This window comes from Psychrobacter cibarius (assembly GCF_016107535.1).
Lineage (GTDB): Bacteria > Pseudomonadota > Gammaproteobacteria > Pseudomonadales > Moraxellaceae > Psychrobacter > Psychrobacter cibarius.
This window is the reverse complement of sequence record NZ_JABASQ010000015.1, coordinates 25,454-44,580: the sequence shown is the minus strand read 5'-3', so window position 1 is coordinate 44,580 and position 19,127 is coordinate 25,454. Positions and strand designations below refer to the sequence as shown.

Sequence of the window (19,127 nt, the reverse complement as noted above, 5' to 3'; positions counted from 1 at the left end):
GCAAATAACTTAATGAGAATGGGTGACTATCTTCTAAATTCGCCACTAATAAGTGGTTTTTATGTACTGTCATTTTAGCATTCTCCCTATTATAAATGGGGTAATAATCTTAAAAACAAATCAATATATCAGCATAATGATCGATATGTTGGTCGTGCTATCTGCAGTATTAAACCGCATTTCATTGGCTACTCAAATTTTGATAATGCGGTAGCAGTTAATAAACTCTCATCAAAGAATTTATAAAAAAGGGAGAACTGCAATAACAGTTCTCCCTTTATCAAATCTTATCCACTGATGCTATGACAACCATCTTTAAATATTAGTTAGCCGTCGTTTCTACAGTGGTTGCTACTTGAGTAGCGGTTGGTGCTTTAGCAGCAGGTTGAGGGGTTTTGTCTGATAATGAGTAAACATAAGCTGCAAGCAGCATAATACGCTCATTACCCAGTTTTGTTTCCCACTCAGGCATCACACCAGCACGACCATAACGTAAGGTTTCGCGGATGGTCTCACGATCACCACCATATAACCAAATGTTATCTGTCAAGTTTGGCGCGCCAGTAGAAGTCATACCTTTGGCATCTGCGCCATGACAAAGTACACAGTTAGTCGGCTCATTAAAGATGGCCTCACCTTGAGCGACTTGAGCTTTATCAAGCTCGTAACCAGGTTGGTTGCCAGATATTGACAGCACGTATTCAGATACCGCACGTACCCCATCTTCACCGATTTGATCACGCCATGCAGCCATACCACCAACTCGACCTTTATGTAGCGTGGTCAAAATGTTTGACGCTTCTCCGCCATATAACCAGTCATTGTCAGTTAGATTTGGATAGCCTACCGCACCTTTGGCGTTAGAGCCATGACAGACTGCACAGTTCTGTAAGAACAAACGACTACCAACTTTTAAAGCATTCGGGTTTTCTGAAAGCTTTTCTACATAAGGGGATAGTTCTGCAGTTTTCTCATCAATTTGAGCTTGCAGATCTGCTGGTGGTGTTTCACTGCGGCGCATCGTTGCCTGTAACTCAGCAAGTGTCGCTAAGGTCTGTGTCGCACCACTAGCATCCGCTTTTGCTAAAATATTTTTCTCAAAGTTATCCGTAAATACTTTGTTATTACTCTCAAGCTCGCTATATAGCTCGTTCTTAGAGGTCCACGGTACCGTTTCACCATCGACTTCTACAGTGGCAATACCTTCCCATTTTGATGGGAAAATACCTGGGAAAAATACCCAATAGGCAACACCCCAAGCGATAGAGCCAAAAAATATTACGAGCCACCATTTAGGTAATGGCTTGTCGTACTCTTTGATACCATCATAAGCGTGGCCTGTCGTACCGTCATCTTCTAGTTCTGGCTTGTACTTCAATACCATTAGTAAGACACCGAGGATAGCAGCCCAACACATGATACTTAGTATGGTAATCCAAGAACTCCAAAAAAATGTCATCGTTTATCCTTATTGCGCTGCTCTTCAGACAGAGATTTTATATCCTCGTCATCAAGCGCAAGTTGTGCATCTTCTTCGAAGCGTTTTTTGTTTTTTGGCGAATACGCCCACCATGCAACACCTACGAAGGCAACAAAGGCAGAAACGGTCGCAATTGTTTGTAATTCACCAATACCCATTAGCGCTGTCCTTCCATCGCGGTGCCCAGTTGCTGTAGATAAGCAACCAAAGCATCAAGTTCAGTGGCACCAAGTACAGCATCTGGTGCTCCTTCGATATCTTCTTCAGTGTAAGGTACACCAAAGCGATCACGGAATAGACGCATTTTAGTTTGAACGTTTTCACCATTCACTTCGTTGGTAGCAAGCCACGGGAAGCCAGGCATTACTGATTCAGGTACTAGTGAACGTGGCGCAATCAAATGCTGCTTTTGCCAGTCTTCAGAATAACGACCGCCAACACGTGCTAGATCAGGTCCAGTACGTTTTGAACCCCAAAGAAAAGGGTGATCCCACGTAGATTCAGCAGCACGTGAGTAAGGTCCATAACGTTCAACTTCAGCACGTAGTGGACGAATCATCTGAGTATGACAAACGTGACAACCTTCACGAATATAGATGTCACGACCCTCAAATTCTAGTGCAGTCCATGGCTCCATAGAGGGCAGGGGAGCATTCACCCCACCTTCTTCAGGACCCTTGTTGTCATATATCAATGGTACGATTTCAACTAGCGTTGCAAAGCTAATAGCAATAACGATACCGATAACCAACAAGCCTGTATTTTTTTCAATAATTTCATGCGGTGTACCAGACATGATCGCTCCTTATACGTTAGCTGCTGAAGGTTTATCAACACTAGGTTCATGATCAGTAGGATCTGCGATATCGACAGGCTTACCTTCTGGCATTTTAAGTGTTTTATAAACGTTATATGCCATCACAAACATACCCGATACATACAATAGGCCACCAAAAGCACGACCAATATATGGGAAATGTGAGAACTCAACTGTATCAACGAAGCTATATACCAACGTACCGTCTGGATTAGTAGCTAGCCACATCATGCCTTGGCCAATACCTGAAATCCACATAGATACGATATAGAAAATAGTACCCGCTGTCGCCAACCAAAAATGCGTGGTGATTAAGCTGATAGAATACATTTTTGGTTTGTTATAGATACGTGGTAACAGTACATATAGCGAACCAATGGTAATCATACCTACCCAACCAAGTGCACCTGAGTGTACGTGACCGACTGTCCAATCCGTGTTATGCGATAACGCATTCACTGTCTTAATCGACATCATTGGACCTTCAAAGGTTGACATCGCATAGAACGACAATGCCACAATCATAAAGCGAATGATCGGATCGGTACGTAATTTATCCCAACTACCTGATAGTGTTAGCACACCGTTAATCATACCACCCCAAGATGGTGCAAACAGGATGATTGAGAATACCATTGCTAGAGACTGCGTCCAATCTGGAAGCGCTGAATAATGCAAATGGTGACCACCAGCCCACATATATGACGCAATCAATGCCCAAAAGTGAACGATAGACAAACGATAAGAATAAATAGGACGACCAATCTGTACTGGAACGAAGTAATACATCATTCCTAAGAAAGCTGCCGTTAGATAAAAACCTACCGCGTTATGTCCGTACCACCACTGCACCATCGCATCGGTCGCACCGCCAAATAACGAGTAAGACTTAAATGCGCTAACAGGAATCGCCATGCTGTTTACGATATGTAGTAATGCAATCGTAATAATAAAAGCGGCAAAGAACCAGTTGGCCACATAAATATGTGAGGTTTTGCGTTTGATGAGTGTCCCGAAGAAAACAATGGCATAAGATATCCATACCAGAGCAATCAAAATATCGATTGGCCACTCAAGCTCAGCGTATTCCTTGGTCGATGTTAAACCTAAAGGTAGGGTAATAACCGCTGATACGATAACGGCTTGCCAACCCCAAAAGGTAAACCAAGCTAAATAAGGCGCAAATAACCTTGTCTTACAGGTACGCTGAACAATATAGTAAGACGTTGCGAACAGGGCAGAGCCACCGAACGCAAAAATGACCGCATTGGTATGTAGCGGTCTTAAACGACTAAATGTCAGCCATGGAATGTCAAAGTTAAGTGATGGCCATGCTAACTGTGAAGCAATGAACACACCAATACTCATGCCGACGATGCCCCATACCACGGCCATTATCGTAAAGAATCTTACGATAGTAATTTCGTACTCACGGTCAACTGGGGCGACTGCTGTGTTTTGTAAACTCATTGGATGATTCCTTTACAGCCCGAATTATCAACAGAATTAACTAACTCTCCGCGCTATCTGCATCATAAAAGTAATAGTCAGATAAAATAGAATCGCGGTACATGCTGTTTTTTGGCTCGCTTATCACCATAATATTATTAACTATCAATCTAAGCTTTCGCTATATCAGCTGGTATTGAGGCATAAAGGCGTTTTAAACGCACGACACTCACAGCTGGTCGATAGTAGGATTGTTAATAAATCATTAAGGTGAATAAGAAGATGCGCCGTTTTTGAGCATCAAACATCTAAAGAGGTGAAGTATTTATCTTAATTATTACCAAAAATGCTGTACTAATGAAGATAGATACCAATATCCATAGGGCCATAAAAAGGTACTGACCATAGACGTATGCTAGCGGCGGCTGACAAAAAAACATGTTTGCGTAATGTTTAGTTAAAACTCCCGACTCTGTTTAAGGGTATTGTAACGCAATCCTAATCAAATATCATCAGAACTATGCGGCAAAATACAAACTCTTTGGTAAAAATCTTAGCAAGCAACTTATTATAGCTGTGCAATTTGTCTATTTTATACCCAATTTTATCACGATTCTAGGAATACATTTTGGTGATAGAGGGACAGTAATTACTGCGCTTAGATATCATGACCAGCAGTATTTTTGTAACAATGGCTGCATAAGCACTCTAAATAAGTTTTACTTATCATCAAGTCGACCCTTATAATGAGGCTAAATATAAGTGATGATAGCAGTTTTTATACTGCTATTATGAGCAACTATTTTATCACTTGATATCCAGTCAGGCGAGTGAGCCAAACAACGGTAGCCTGAAATAACACCAATTAAGGACAATAATATGGCAGTTTTTTTGACAGATGAGTGGTTTGAGCAAGTTGAGCAAATGGGTAATGAGGCAGGCGAGCTAAATTTGCCGCCAGCACTGGCGAATATGGTTATCAACCTAAAAGTGTCTGACACCGATGGAGATATCGAAGCCAACTTTGCTGATGGCCTATTGCATCGCGGTTTGAATGATAATGCGACCACCACATTATTGCTTGACCGTAGTATCTTGCAATCAATCATCACCGATTTTGATACCAACGAAATCATGGGCGCATTTATGAGTGGTAAAATTCGCGTTGAAGGCGATATGTCACAATTGATGGCGGTACAAACGGCACGTCCAAGTGCTGAGCAAAAAGAATTGTACAAACGTGTCAAATCTATGACGACGATGGCTTAACGGCTTAACGGCTTAACGGCTTAACGGCTTAAGTCTATATCTTTCACTTTTTCAATTGATTTTTTTTATCGATATTGTCTAAGCAAAGCACAAAAAAGCTCCTAATTTTATATTAGGAGCTTTTTTACGAATGATAATATGAGTAAGAAGAAGTAATTGTCGCAATGAATGCCTAGCGATGCTGCTTACTTAGACTATTTAAATTAATTAAACGACTTAAGTTTCTTGAATGTTTAGCTGGCTTTTGATGCCGCCGTCGCATCTTGTGACTTTTGGTTTTCTTTATACATCGCTGCCTGTAGCCAGACATTCGCTTGTACATAGTCATGTACGTTAATAGAAGCAGTCTCTGTCGTATTGAGCGCACCAATACGCACCACGAATGGATCGGCGTCTTGTTCACGTAGTATTACCACATCAAACAAGATAATGGGCTTGCCATTAAAGAGGGTTTCTTGCTTGCCAAGTACTTGACCTTGGCACCATGCCTCGTCTTCTTGTCCCAGAGTATCACCGAACAAATAAGCACACATATGACCTAGGTTAATCTCGACTGGCGCCATTTGTTCTTTGGTCTCAGGCTTCCACTCTTTGATTTGCTCTTGTAGATCATCCGGTATTTGACCATCATTGGCGGCGACGATATCGTTAAAGGCACGATGGTAGCGAATGGCTTCTTGATCTTCTACCATAATAACTTCGTGCTGCTCGCTTAGCTTGATTTCATGTGCCCAAGCACTAAAATTCACGAAGTAAGACGTATCGCGTTGATACAAATGACGGTTGGCGGTATAAAGCTGGTCAAAGGCGTAAATAATACTGCCATCAGCGGTACGCAAGCGTAATACAGCATCGTGTGAATTGTCATTGGCAATGATGCGCTCAATCTTACAATTGAGTCCATACGGGCTATCGACACAAGGATAAGCATTGATAAAGCATTCAGGTTTGCCATTTTTCATGGCTAATACTTGATTGATATGACAAGGCTGGTTTTCAGACAGCAATAGGCAGCTGTCTTGAGCGCTGACATTGCTATTGAGGCCTTTAGGCATGGCCGCCTTTTCGATCATTTTTTGTAGCCATTCTGGCACGTCATGACTCATGTCATCGGTCAGAATACTCCAATGATCGGCGTGACCTGCAGATTGCTCATCAGTCATGGTGATTTTGGTGGGAGATTGGACGTTTTTATATTGATAATTAATGGTCATGAAGATACTCAAAATTAGTCAGCGTGAGGTTTGGACCTGAAACGGCTATTGCTGGCTATCATAAGGCTCTATTTGACACGATAGATTTATGATAGTTGGCAACGTTGTCATCAGTAAAGGGTCAACAAACAACAATGAATGGTTAATGACAATTGTCCTTAGCATACAATATATAGGTATTGACGCAAGTAATAGCAAGCCCCTCATAAAAAATAGTAACAAAAGCCAGTTTTTTATTAAAAAATACGTCCAGTTTTTGCTAATGACTGGCACATATCAGCCAAATTGTGTCAAACTAGCTCCCTTTTGACGGCTGTCTTTGGCTCGTCTGAAACCCTGTTTTTGTGTTCGATTTATATGTGACTATGGCAAGTGCAGGTGTGAGATGCATTTGCTGTTGCTCGTTTTATAGTATATATAAAGTCGCACGTAGATAAGATAAAGAGTTTGAATATGTTTCGTCCTTTAGCGTTGTTTATCGGCTTACGATACACCCGAGCAGAGCGTAGTAATGGTTTTATCTCCTTTATCTCGCTTATCTCGATGATTGGTTTGACTCTTGGGGTTGCCGTATTGATCACGGTGCTATCAGTCATGAATGGTTTTGATCGGGAGTTAAAAACCCGTATTTTGGGTATGGTCCCGCAAGCAACGGTCGTTTCCACCGAGATTATCAGTGATTGGAAGCAATTGGCTGATAAAATTAAAGAAGATCCTGAAGTGGCAGCTGTAGCGCCCTTTATTCAACTGCAAGGGATGTTGACGTCAAACGGTCAGGTTGCAGGGATTATGGTCACTGGTGTCGATCCTGAATACGAAAAAGATGTCTCTATTATCAATGAACATATGGTTCAAGGCAGTATTGATACTTTACAAAGTGGTGAGTTCAATATTGTGCTAGGTGAAGAGATGGTACAGTCTCTAGGGCTGCAACTGGGTGATAAAGTGACGCTAGTGCTGCCAGAGGCATCGCCTTCACCAGCTGGCGTGATACCACGATTCAAGCGCTTTACCTTGACAGGTATTTTTACCATCAGTCCAGAAGTGGATAGCCTCATGGCATTTATCCCGATGGGTGATGCGGCAAAACTGTTGCGTCTGCCAGATGGCGCGCAGGGTGTGCGTATGAAGCTTAATGACATCTTTACCGCGCCGATGGCAGCAGAAAAAGCTGCCGCTATTGCCCCTCAGCAATTGTATCCTAATGATTGGACACAAACACATGGCAACCTATTTGGCGCGATTCAGATGGAAAAAGCCATGGTCGGCTTGCTGCTATTTTTAATTATCCTAGTGGCTGCTTTCAATATTGTTTCAAGTCTAGTGATGCTCGTTACCGACAAAAAAGCGGACATTGCGATTCTAAAAACTTTTGGTGCATCCCCTCGTTTGATTACCCAAGTGTTTATGGTGCAAGGCGTGGTCATCGGTGTGATTGGTACGATTGCTGGTACGATACTGGGCGTGATATTTGCGCTTACAGTGAGTGATATTTTAGGCTTTATTAATCAAGTCTTTAATTTGAACTTGTTTGATGCGTATTTTGTTAATTATTTGCCATCAGAGTTGCGTGTACTAGATGTGGTATTGATTACAGGTGCGTCTTTCGTACTGAGCTTTTTGGCAACCATTTATCCAGCACGCCGAGCGGCTAAGATTCAGCCAGCACAGACGTTGCGTTATGAATAAATGATTTTATATGTCGCTTAAGTTTTTATATACAGTTTGAGTTATTACCAATGCTTGTTAGGTAAAATTAATTTTAATGCAAGTTTAGGCTGATAAATTGTTTGTAGCACTGAATAAAGCATCAATACAAGTATAAATAGAATAAAGGAAAAGCCATGTCTGCCATTTTAGAGGCGAAAAATATCAACAAGATATATGATGAAGGGGCGGTTAGTACGCAAGTACTGACTGGCTTGGATTTGACTGTCCATGCTGGCGAGCGCATCGCTATTGTTGGCACCAGTGGTTCAGGCAAAAGCACTTTGCTACACTTGCTTGGTGGTCTTGATACGCCAACCAGCGGTGAGGTCTGGCTACATGGTCAATTGTTAAATAGCATGAATGAAACTGAGCGCGGTGCCATGCGTAACAAGCATTTGGGATTTATTTATCAGTTTCACCATTTATTAGCCGAATTTACTGCCATTGAAAACGTTGCTATGCCGTTGCTGATGCGACCAGAAGTCTCAACGACTTCAGCAAGAGAGCAAGCAATTGCGATACTAGAAAGTGTCGGACTTGAGCATCGTCTGGCGCATAGACCTGGTGAGCTATCGGGCGGTGAGCGCCAGCGTGTGGCTATTGCCCGTGCTTTGGTTACGAAGCCATCGCTCATTTTGGCAGACGAGCCAACTGGTAATTTGGACTATGACAATGCGCAAAGCGTGTTTGGATTATTATCAGAGCTGCAAAATACCATGCAAACAGCCTTATTAATGGTGACACATGATCGCAATCTCGCGGCGCTGGCAGATCGTCAGTTATTGCTACGTAATGGTCATTGGGAGCAGTATTAACTGTTTTTTAACACTGCATTTTTTAACGCTTTATTTTTAATAGCGTAAATGGTTATGGTTATTAAGTAGTAGGGTGTGTCCTGATTTAAGTCAATTGATATCTACATGGGCTAAAATTTGTCAAACGTCGTTGAACTGAACTGCTGATTAATATCACTATGATCTGTGTTATTTCTCTTGTTTAACGGCAATTTGTCTTGCTTTTATCATCATTATTAAATGAGGATATACCCTAGAACGACAAGATTTATGTTCAACAGACACTAAGTTTGTAATAAAAATAAACGCAAAATGGGGCTGCAAAATGCCGCCAATTTATTAAAGAAGAATTATTATTATGGATAGAGATGACGACCCAATCGCTGCTTTTGGCAGTGCCGAAGAAGGCAATGAACCTTTAAAACCCTATATGGATGTGACGTTATTCGAGACAATTGATAAACAAGCACAAATAGATCTATTAACACCCGTTTTTGATGCCATTACTTTGGCTGGCGTTGATTACGATCTAAAAGCTCAAGAAAGTGCAACGGGCAAACGCTATACATTACTTAAAGATGAAAAAGTGGTTGAAGTTTTCGAGATGGACACTAGCCTTACGGACAACATCCTTGCTGCCATAGAAAAGAATAAAGAAGCAGAGTGACTGGTATCAACAAAGAAAATGGCTTTTGTTTTTAGGTCATAGCCAGCTTAAGGTGATATCGAGACATAGCATAGAAAAATCGATAATAGATGGTGATCTAGATTGCTATCGTTAGCGAATGGTTGAAAGTAAAGGGTGGTTCGCTACGTTATGGTTACCATGACTTGATAACAGCAACATATATTAGATTTTAGGCGGTTTATCAGAAGGTTCTTGCTGACGTTTTTGCCAGCTCACGACGGTTTTGTAGCGCCAAACCGCCTTAAATGCCAGTCCACAAACGATGCTGGTCACAATCGCTAAGATCGTCAAGCCTATGCAAAAAGCAGCAATCGATACCGTGCCGCGATAAGTAATAAATGGATTTGCACCATCTGACAGTGCCCATAAGCTAAAATCAGCAATCATCCTGCCGATAAGCCGCAGACTAATCATCGGTACGTCAAGGATTTTGGCACCGATATAATAGCCTGCATAAAAGATGGGCAAGCTCGTAAGTGGATTGGTAATCCAAGTCAAGCCGAGTGCCATGGGAACATTGGCACGAAAAATTAATGAGCCAACTAGAGCCAGTAGCATTTGCCCTGGCAATGGGAAAAATGCACTAAGCACCCCGATATAGACCGCTTTATTTAAGCTATGTCGATTAAAGTGCCATAATCGTGGATCAGCCAGATGCGGTGCGAACAGTTTTAAGGTGCGACTTTCTAAGATTTTCTCTGGCGTAGGAAGCAGGTCTTTCAGACGTTTTTGGGGCACAGGATCGCCTTTTGTAATCGTTAGCTACAGTCCGCTCAATCGCATTGATGGTCTGCTATAAAGTAATATTATTCATAAAGTGTACAGCTGAGAATATATAGGATAATGATATCAGATTATCATCATCGCAATATGTCAGTCAGTATAGGGTAATAGTTATATAAATGCTATTGCATGACGTATCAGTTGTTGTTTCTGGCTTTAGTATTAACCTGTGTTTTAGCATTCCAGTACATTTTCGTCATATTAAGTGGCTGTTTATCATAATAAATGGCTTTATTTAGGCAAAAACTAATATTCAACTCATCAAGCAAGGAGCGCTGGTGTACTGGTTGATTGGTAGCTTGATTATTATCGCCATGATGGGCGTTTTGGCAGTCGCAGATAGTATGGCGATACCCACTAGTTCACCGTTAATGGATATATTAAATACTCCCACCTTATCTTTGTTGCTCATTATTTTTGCTATTATCCTGATGGTTATTGCCCAGTTTAATGTACCTTCTGCAAAACCCAGCCATTTTTCGCAACATACGGCTGATCTCTCTTCACATAATACTTCATATAAATCTAAACTCTTCTTTCGTATTTTGACTCATGTTTTAGTTGCTGTATTGGCAATTGGATTAATCATTGGCAGTGCGCTGCAAGCCCTGATTAGCCATCAACAAGCAGAATTAACAGAAATCACTGAGCCAATGCGTGTGCAAGCATTAGTCACCCTCGAAGGAATAAGTGACAGCGTTTATGACGTCGCCACGGACAGTGGCTATCGACAAGTTGCTGTCATTAGTGATATATCACCCTTGGTGTCGGCGCTGGCGGTTGAAGATTTAGATGCCATGACCAGTAACTTTCTAATAGATGAAAATAATAGCCTAAGCAATAACAACCTATATAGAAATAACTCAAATAACAATAACGGCAAAAATGTCACGTACCGTGTATTGCTCAATGGTTATCCAAAAAATTCATCAAAACAATCATCCAAGAAAAATTTGGACAGCAATCCGTTTGACCGCTTAAATTATTTACAACCTGGCGATCAGCTGTTTATGAGTTTAGCCCTTGCACCACTGGCGACCTCTGAGCAAGCGTTGAGCAATCCATCTGGTTTTGACAGTTATCGCTGGCTGCGAGGTCGTCATATTGATGGAGTCGCTAATATATTGACCGTTGGCACATCGACTGTCACCAATACTGAGGTATTAGAGCCAGCGTTTGCCTCTTCTTCATATCTTCAGCATTTTCAGACTTATATTAATCAAGGGCGTTGGCAATTACGCCAGCATTTTTATCAAGATTGGTCGACACAGACCACAGCAGCGCAACAGGCAAAAGCGGTCACTTTAAGTTTGCTCACAGGTGATCGCAGTTTAATCAATCGTGAGACCAAAGATCTATATCAGCTGGCTGGTATTTCACATTTGCTGGCTATCTCTGGCACTCATGTGTTGTTTTTAGCGATTATGCTGGCGGGTGCGGCGGTGTTGCTTTTTGATCGGTTATGGCCAAGGATTTATCGTTATGTACCGCGTTGGCAAGTGCGCTGGTGGGTGATGATCGCTGCTGCTTTTATTTATGCGTTATTTACTGGTTTTGATGTACCTGCTGCTCGTACCGCATGGATGTTATTCGCGATAGGTTTGGTACGTTTAACATTATTGCCGGTTAGTACGATGCGGGTGTTGTTTGCCTTGGCAGTATTGATGGCATGGCTTGATCCCTATGTATTATGGCAGGCAGGGTACTGGCTATCTTTTATCGCAGTGGCATTACTCCTTAAATATGATGATACGTCATATACGCAATCAGCTGTCGTATCAGAAACGGCATCTGCTCATAATGCCAGTGTAGTAGAGACTGCATTCAAGCGTGTTTGGATAATAGGCAAACGTGTATTTAAATTACAATTTTGGCTATTTATTACTTTATTACCTATTACATTGTTATTATTTGGCAAGGCGTCGCTATGGGGTCTTGTCATCAATCTGTTTGCTATCGGTTTATTTGGTTGGGTGATTGTGCCGCTTAATCTGTTGGCCGGGCTTTGCTATCTTTTATCACCTGCTATTGCTGATAGTATTTGGCTGCTCGTTAGCGCCATTGTCGCGAAACTGCATGAACTGATAACGTGGTTAACTTCATTACCTGCATTGTCAGAAGCGTGGCTTTATACTCCTGTGAATGTCGCCATATTGCTGATGGTACTATTAAGTATGTTGCCATGGCTACTACCACGAGGATTTATCAGTCGTTGGCTGGCACTGCCGCCGCTAACCTTATTAATGATGACGGTATATGCCAATCAGCAATCACTAACGACGATACCGACCTTGTATATCTTATCAACGGGTGATCCCTATATAAGCGCTGCTTTGTTGCAGTATCCTGTTGTCAATAATGAGCAGTCATCCACAACAAATACGCATAAGACAAACATCAGCTGGCTATTTTTATCTGACCACAGACCCAATGCTGCACGAACGATGCCCAGTAATCTAACGGCGAATAAGCTGTCGATGACATTGGCGCAGCAGTTGGGTAGCTTGTCAGTTGATATACTAGAGGGTATGGTTGTGCAGAGTAGCAGTGCTGGATTGACGGATACGCTTACTACTGATAAGAAGTATTTAGCTTCTAATGCTAGTGCTTCTGAGCTGTTGCCTTTGACGGTTTTTCAGCTTAATCAGCATTTACCTATTAGTCAGTATTGGCAAGCAGGACGCTCTGATCGTTGGTCTGCATTTCAGCAAGCCTATAAAGTCACTAGCCAACCCAAGGACATGACGAATATCAGTGTGCAACGCTGTGAACAAGGCAAAACATGGCAGTTGGGCAATGGTGACTTGTCCATACAAGCATTGACAGGGTGGAGCAAAATAGACAGTCCGAGTGTTTGGGATTGTACGGTGGCTATAGATGCCAGCTTGCCCATAAGGGTATTAAAGTATAATGCGGCTGATCCACTCAAATCAATACCTGCCACTGCGCAAACACTCACATCAAGTAGCCAGCCACCGACTCATCAAGCCAATATGCCTCAGGCACGTCTGATATTAAATGCAGATACTCATCAGCGTATCTGGCAAATGTGGACATTATTATGTTCAGTCGAACCCCTTGAGCAACCACGCACTTTTCGTAATGTAACATGGCTAGGACATAGCACATCACAGATAACTGCTGAGGTTATAAATCGTCAAACAATCAATGAAATGATCACTTATGATGACAAAATGCCAGAAGCAACGTTGTCTCTCAATCCGGCAGTAGATACGACCAATATGACGCCATAAAAATATCGCTTGTCTAATCAATGTTACAATATAGTGATATTTCCCAGTTATACTATTGAACCATGATTGAAATACCACCATACTTAGCAGCCTATGAATATAGATGACTGTGACCGTATTTGGAGTGAGAAGCAGCTCCTTATTACTGACTGTATTTCTATCTTCTCTTTTTATTGCTTTAGACTGTTTCTGACTTAGGAAGTTATATGCCCAACTGGCCACCAGACCCTAACAAACGTCCTGACAATTCGGCAAATCAGCCAGTACCGATGTCGCCGCCAAGCCAGCCGAGTGGACAAGAATGGCGATTGCTTGAAAACACTTTATTGGCTAGTGTGGTCGAGCAACGCCGCGCCCGTCGCTGGAGTATCTTTTTTAAACTATTGACCTTTGGTTATATTTTACTGATATTTCTGACGCTTGGTCGTAGTTGCAGCAGCAGCGCGCCAACGGGTTTAGATGGTGTTGACACGAGTAAGCCACATTTAGCTGTGGTTGAGCTACAAGGTGTCATTAGTAGTGGCGATGTGGCCAACGCTTATGATGTCAATGAGGCATTGACCCGTGCTTTTGAAAACAGCAATTCAAAGGCGGTAGCTTTGGATATCAATTCACCTGGTGGCTCACCAGTACAGTCTGATGAGATTTGGCAGACTATGATGGATTTGCGTAAAGAATATCCAGACAAAAAACTCTATGCAGTGATTGGTGATATGGGTGCTTCTGGCGCGTATTATATTGCTTCTGCGGCGGATGAGATTTATGTGAATCCATCAAGTTTGGTTGGCTCGATCGGCGTGATTATGCCAAGCTATAACATCAAAGGTTTGATGGATAAAGTCGGCGTAGAAGATCGTACGATTACTGCTGGTGAATACAAAGACATATTAAGTTTGTCACGTCCGTTAACGGATTATGAAGAAAAACATGTCGAAAAAGTATTGGACAACACCCACAAGCATTTCATTAATGCAGTGAAAGAAGGGCGCGGTGATCGTCTCAAAAATCCTGAACAAAATAAGCTGTTCTCAGGATTATTCTGGACAGGCGAGCAGTCGATTGAGCTTGGCTTAGCCGATAAGAAAGGCAGCATTGCTAGCTTAGAAAAGCAGTTAGAGCTGGATAATGTGATCAATTATAGCCCAACAGATCCGTTTCAATTATTCATGGACCGCTTTGCTGTTAAATTGGGTGCGGGCATTGGCTCTAGTGTCAGCCTTGATGTTTTACCGCAAGAAGAAGGCAATGCGCAGATGCGTTAAGCGTTTTATGTTTGAGATTTACTGTGTATGATTGTTGAGGCTGAGCGTATGATTATGCTCAGCCTCAATTGTATATGAGATTCAATGATTATAAAAAACACCCTAAATAGCGACTTAAATCGAAGAGAGCTTATCATGAGTGATGAAATTAATTTGCCAACTTTTACTGCTTTACCTGTCTCTACAATAACCAACAAACCTGTCTTGCATTTTGCTCATGCTAATGGGATGCCAAGTGCGGTTTATCAACCATTTTTTGAGAAGTTAGCAGAATTTTTTACCATTGAATATATTGCCATGCTGGGTGCAACGCCTGATTATCCAGTCGATGACCATTGGCGCAGCCTTACACAGCAGATTATTGATAGTGTCAAAAATACCTGTGAGAAGCATGGCGTGTCGCAAGTAGTGGCAGTGGGTCATTCGCTGGGTGCGATGTGTACCTTGCAGGCATTGTATCGTGCGCCGCAGTACTTTGCCCAAGCGGTACTCATGGATCCACCTTGGATTTATGGCAAAGTGAGTTTGCTATGGCATTTGGCAAAGACGGCGGATAGATTGCCGATGATGAATAACCGCCTGATGGATAAATTGTCACCAGCTGGCGTGTCTAAGCATCGCCGTGATGTCTGGGAGAGCCGCGCAGACGCGTACGATAAGATGCGGCATAAAGGCTTTTTCAAAAATTTTGATGAACGCAGTTTTCAAGGCTATATCGAGCATGGGCTACATGAACGTGCGGATGGCAAAGTGACATTGGCGATTCCGAAAGCCAGTGAGGTCGCTGTCTTTCGCACCAATCCATCTTGGTATTGGCTGGCACCAAATCATGGACCAAAGCCGCCTGTTACTTTGATTATCGGTCAAGACAGTATCTTTTTAAAACGCCGATTTCCGCAACAAATAAAGTCGCGTTTGGATATTCCTTATGAGACCCATGCCGGTGGTCATATGTTCCCACTTGAGTATCCAGAGTCCGTATCTCAGCAAGTATTATCATTGATTGAGCAGCAACTACCAACATAATCGCTGATGACTATTTATGCTCATTATTGCTTATGTTAATGCGAGCTAACAAAATATCCGTTTGAGTAATGACTTTATGCTAAAAAATGCTACTGGTTCGCACAATCTTAATACGCCGCCTAAGCGCACGCCGCTATTTTCACGATTGGGTGTATTGCTACTGACTATTGGTATACTGATGGCATTTTTTATCAGTCAGCTGCTAGGCGTATATATCGCTGGCAAGCTAGTCTTACCGGCTGCTAAAAATTCAACCATGGCTGATATCTTCTTTTTTGGTAGTAACGATGGCACTGTGGTCAGCCTCTCTATTATCATAGGCTGCGTGCTATTGATCGCTATTAGCCTTTTGGTGATCCGTGTAAGAGGCGGCGATAGTCGGCAGTATTTAGCGCTAAAGCCGTTCTCATTTGCGGTGGGTATGGGATTGCTTGGGCTACTATTGGTATTTATGATTAGCAGTCAGGCATTGACTTATTTACTTGATAAATCGCCATTGCTCTTCGTTGACCCTTTATATCAGTCTGTCAGCTCAGTATGGCTATTGATATTTGCAATGGTCATTGTCGCGCCAATCTATGAGGAGTTGATATTTCGTGGTCTATTATGGTCAGCGATCGCAGAGCAATTTACCTCGTCAACTTATTCAACGCATCGAGGGGCGATCGTAGCAAGTGTCGTGACCAGCTTGATATTTGCAGTGATCCATGTGCAGTATGGTATTTATGAAATCAGTACCATCGTGGTACTGGCATTGATATTTTGCTACGCGCGTATCAAGTCAGGCTCGCTGTTGCTGCCGATATTATTGCATATCGTGAATAATGGGGCGGCGATGTGGCAATATATTGCGCAAACCGCCTAAATAAATAATGGTATTTCGGCGTTATTATTACACTTTTATAGCTGTCATCATAATGATGAATTTTCTTAAGCATCAGGATTTAGTAGTAACACCTCATCCGCTGCCCGTTTGATATCGTCGATTGTTAGCTGAGGTTTACCACTTAACGCCTGTCGCCATTTGCGCGCACCCGTCAGTCCTTGAAACAACCCTAAATAATGTCTTGTCATCGTTGGCAGTGCTTCACCTTTAGCAATCTGCGCCTCCATATACGGATACAGCTGCGCTAGAATATCTGAGCGCTTAGGTGCTGGTTCGTTCCATAAGCTATTGGTTTCTGCTAATAGGTAAGGGTTGTGATAAAACGCGCGACCAATCATCACCCCATCCACATTCTGCAAATGTGCTTCGATGTCTTTAACAGTATCGATGCCGCCATTAATCTCGATATCAAGCTGTGGAAAATCTTGTTTGAGACGATAGACATCCTCATAACGTAGCGGTGGTATCTCGCGATTTTGCTTGGGGCTAAGCCCTTGTAGCCATGCAGTACGTGCATGGACAATAAAGCGTGTACAACCCGCTGCTGCCACTTTTTCTACAAAATCTACCATAAACTCATAACTGTCAAAATCATCAATACCAATACGATGCTTGACGGTTACTGGGATATCGACCGCCGCTTGCATGTGCTTAACCAAATCGGCAACCGTGTGCGGCTCTGCCATGAGGCAAGCACCTATTTTATTATGCTGTACGCGATCAGAGGGACAACCAACATTGATATTGACCTCATCATAACCATGCTGCTGCGCAAATTCAGCACATTGCGTCATCTCGCTAATATCTGCGCCGCCCAGCTGTAGTACAAGCGGATGCTCAAGCGTATCAAAGCGCAGATGCCGTGCACGATTGCCATGTATCAGCGCGCCCGTACTGATCATCTCGGTGTATAAATAAACATGCGGATTAAAAAGCCGAGCAAAATAACGATAATCCGTCGTTGTCCAGTCGATCATGGGTGCAACGGAAAGACGTTTGTTGGTCATATCAACCATGGTTTTGAGCCTTAATATTTTAATATTGGTGTCTTAAATAAATGAACAAGGTGCAATGTATGAGACATACGATTGCACCTTAATTTTTTAATTTCAATCGTTATACAGATAATAGGCAGCTACCTACTAGCTAAATAATGTGGTCGATTTTTTTGAATTCAGGCAAATTATAAAAATAAATACCCATTATTATGCCGATAAAACCGATAAATGCAATGTAGAGCGCTGGTGAGAAACTCACATACAGAGTGGCATAACCCAGTCCAAAAGGCACAAGCACTCCAACAATACCGTAGGCGATATTATAACAAAAAGCCATTCCTGTTAGTCGTACATTGGTCGGAAATAACTGTACAAGGATGGCAGGTATCATCCCAACGATGCCAGCACAAAAGCCTAAAAGCGCATACATAATAAGGATGTAGTCACCGCTGGCTTGCAGATGGTAAAAAAAGGCAAACATCTGAGCGATTAAAAGAATAGAGCCAACCGTCAGAATCTTACCGAAGTTTTGGTGGTTGGATATTATCCCATAAAAAATACAACCAAAAACCATGAACACAATACCCAGACTGTGTGAGAATCCAAATAAATCGCTGTCTAAGGTAAAACGTAATTCAATCAAATCGGGTAGCAATAGCACAACAACGGTCGTGATGCTAGAAACAATAAGCGTGAGAACCATACCGATAAATAGCGAATGTTTGCAATGCTTAAAGAGTAAATTGAAGGGTTTGGCAACATAATCGCTTGGTTTTGAGTTTTTCATTTCCAGAAAAAAGGGTGACTCATCTATCCATCGCCACGCCAGTAATGGTAATAAACTCAGAATAGCCGCGATAAAAAATGGCAAGCGCCAGCCGTAATTAGCCAATTGCTCAGTCGTCATAGAATTGGTTAACCAAAGAAAAAAGGCATTAGAAAAAAACACGCCTACATAAAAACTGGCGGTGACATAGCTACAAGATACTGACGAATATTGGCGCGGTACATGCTCTGCCACAAAAACCCAAGCGAGTGGCACATAAAGACCAAATGCCATGCCTTGTATTAGCCTCAAGACTATAAATAAGGTTGGTGCAATCAACCCCCACTGTCCATAGGTCGGTAAGCATGCCATCGCCAACAAGCTGACGGCCGTCACTAATATACTGATCAATAGTATGGGTTTTCGGCCTTTGATATCACCATAACGACCAAAGATGATACCGCCAAGTGGGCGTGCCAAATAGCCAATTGCAAATAGACCAAGCCCTTGCACCTTCGTAATAGCTGGGTCGATATTAGCAGGGAAAAAAGCGGTCGCCATGATATCTGCTAGATATAAATAAATCAAAAAATCAAAAAACGCGACTGCGCTGCTAAAGCAGATAAACAGTACGGTGTTTCTGTCTTTAGAAGACATCATTGCATATTGAGAACGAGAAGGCATAATAGGTCGCGCATCCACATATAATAGTATTCGTTAAGCCGATTATT

The 19,127-nt window shown here is 42.3% G+C and carries 16 protein-coding genes; 8 read left to right on the top strand and 8 right to left on the bottom strand.

Annotated features, from left to right (window positions below; translation table 11 throughout):
- Window positions 1-322: 322 nt before the first annotated feature.
- From ccoP to ccoN, 4 genes are read right to left on the bottom strand one after another with little or no spacing between them, the layout of a single operon-like run.
- Window positions 323-1,459 (bottom strand): cytochrome-c oxidase, cbb3-type subunit III, encoded by a 1,137-nt coding sequence (gene ccoP, locus JFC08_RS09570; RefSeq protein ID WP_198330527.1) that lies wholly within the window; start codon window positions 1,457-1,459, stop codon window positions 323-325.
- On the bottom strand, window positions 1,456-1,638 hold the full coding sequence (locus JFC08_RS09565) for a CcoQ/FixQ family Cbb3-type cytochrome c oxidase assembly chaperone (RefSeq protein ID WP_010199605.1): 183 nt from the start codon (window positions 1,636-1,638) through the stop codon (window positions 1,456-1,458). Before JFC08_RS09565 ends, ccoP begins: the two co-directional genes overlap by 4 nt.
- Window positions 1,638-2,276, bottom strand: a complete 639-nt coding sequence (gene ccoO / locus JFC08_RS09560; protein ID WP_045445396.1) for a cytochrome-c oxidase, cbb3-type subunit II — start codon at window positions 2,274-2,276, stop codon at window positions 1,638-1,640. The genes JFC08_RS09565 and ccoO overlap by 1 nt, the downstream gene beginning before the upstream one ends.
- Window positions 2,277-2,285: 9 nt before the next feature.
- Window positions 2,286-3,767: a cytochrome-c oxidase, cbb3-type subunit I gene (gene ccoN, locus JFC08_RS09555; protein ID WP_045445398.1), complete on the bottom strand. Its 1,482-nt coding sequence runs from the start codon at window positions 3,765-3,767 to the stop codon at window positions 2,286-2,288.
- Window positions 3,768-4,625: 858 nt separating this feature from the next.
- On the opposite strand from ccoN, the gene JFC08_RS09550 reads away from it, so the two are divergent.
- Entirely contained in the window at window positions 4,626-5,015 is a 390-nt protein-coding gene (locus JFC08_RS09550) for an SCP2 sterol-binding domain-containing protein (protein WP_198330526.1), read from the top strand.
- A 233-nt stretch (window positions 5,016-5,248) separates the two neighbouring features.
- On the opposite strand, the gene JFC08_RS09545 is transcribed toward JFC08_RS09550, so the two are convergent.
- Complete coding sequence (locus tag JFC08_RS09545) at window positions 5,249-6,229, bottom strand: hypothetical protein (protein WP_198330525.1); 981 nt, start codon at window positions 6,227-6,229, stop codon at window positions 5,249-5,251.
- A 453-nt stretch (window positions 6,230-6,682) separates the two neighbouring features.
- Here JFC08_RS09545 and JFC08_RS09540 point away from each other — a divergent pair, with 453 nt between their 5' ends.
- From JFC08_RS09540 to JFC08_RS09530, 3 genes are all read left to right on the top strand, one after another.
- Window positions 6,683-7,918, top strand: coding sequence for a lipoprotein-releasing ABC transporter permease subunit (locus tag JFC08_RS09540; protein WP_055123885.1), 1,236 nt, complete (start codon window positions 6,683-6,685; stop codon window positions 7,916-7,918).
- 155 nt (window positions 7,919-8,073) lie between these two features.
- Window positions 8,074-8,754 carry a lipoprotein-releasing ABC transporter ATP-binding protein LolD gene (gene lolD, locus JFC08_RS09535; protein WP_045451357.1) on the top strand — a complete coding sequence of 227 codons (681 nt, stop codon included), beginning with the start codon at window positions 8,074-8,076 and terminating at the stop codon, window positions 8,752-8,754.
- 337 nt (window positions 8,755-9,091) lie between these two features.
- Window positions 9,092-9,400, top strand: coding sequence for a hypothetical protein (locus JFC08_RS09530; RefSeq protein ID WP_198330524.1), 309 nt, complete (start codon window positions 9,092-9,094; stop codon window positions 9,398-9,400).
- 183 nt (window positions 9,401-9,583) lie between these two features.
- On the opposite strand, the gene JFC08_RS09525 is transcribed toward JFC08_RS09530, so the two are convergent.
- Window positions 9,584-10,159, bottom strand: a complete 576-nt coding sequence (locus JFC08_RS09525; RefSeq protein WP_045445416.1) for a DUF2062 domain-containing protein — start codon at window positions 10,157-10,159, stop codon at window positions 9,584-9,586.
- Window positions 10,160-10,482: 323 nt separating this feature from the next.
- On the opposite strand from JFC08_RS09525, the gene JFC08_RS09520 reads away from it, so the two are divergent.
- The 4 genes from JFC08_RS09520 to JFC08_RS09505 all read left to right on the top strand — a co-directional run bounded on the left by JFC08_RS09520 (window position 10,483) and on the right by JFC08_RS09505 (window position 16,611).
- A complete protein-coding gene (locus JFC08_RS09520) occupies window positions 10,483-13,458 on the top strand; it encodes a ComEC/Rec2 family competence protein (protein ID WP_198330523.1) in 2,976 nt (991 codons plus the stop codon).
- A gap of 206 nt (window positions 13,459-13,664) precedes the next feature.
- The gene (gene sppA, locus JFC08_RS09515; protein WP_045451362.1) at window positions 13,665-14,720 is read left to right on the top strand and encodes a signal peptide peptidase SppA; all 1,056 of its coding nucleotides are present in this window, start codon (window positions 13,665-13,667) and stop codon (window positions 14,718-14,720) included.
- A 135-nt stretch (window positions 14,721-14,855) separates the two neighbouring features.
- On the top strand, window positions 14,856-15,746 hold the full coding sequence (locus tag JFC08_RS09510) for an alpha/beta hydrolase (protein WP_198330522.1): 891 nt from the start codon (window positions 14,856-14,858) through the stop codon (window positions 15,744-15,746).
- A 76-nt stretch (window positions 15,747-15,822) separates the two neighbouring features.
- Window positions 15,823-16,611, top strand: coding sequence for a CPBP family intramembrane glutamic endopeptidase (locus tag JFC08_RS09505; RefSeq protein WP_198330521.1), 789 nt, complete (start codon window positions 15,823-15,825; stop codon window positions 16,609-16,611).
- A gap of 65 nt (window positions 16,612-16,676) precedes the next feature.
- Here JFC08_RS09505 and dusA read toward each other — a convergent pair whose 3' ends face one another.
- Window positions 16,677-17,648, bottom strand: coding sequence for a tRNA dihydrouridine(20/20a) synthase DusA (dusA, locus tag JFC08_RS09500; protein WP_198330520.1), 972 nt, complete (start codon window positions 17,646-17,648; stop codon window positions 16,677-16,679).
- A 130-nt stretch (window positions 17,649-17,778) separates the two neighbouring features.
- Entirely contained in the window at window positions 17,779-19,080 is a 1,302-nt protein-coding gene (locus tag JFC08_RS09495) for an MFS transporter (protein ID WP_193008774.1), read from the bottom strand.
- Window positions 19,081-19,127 lie beyond the last annotated feature (47 nt).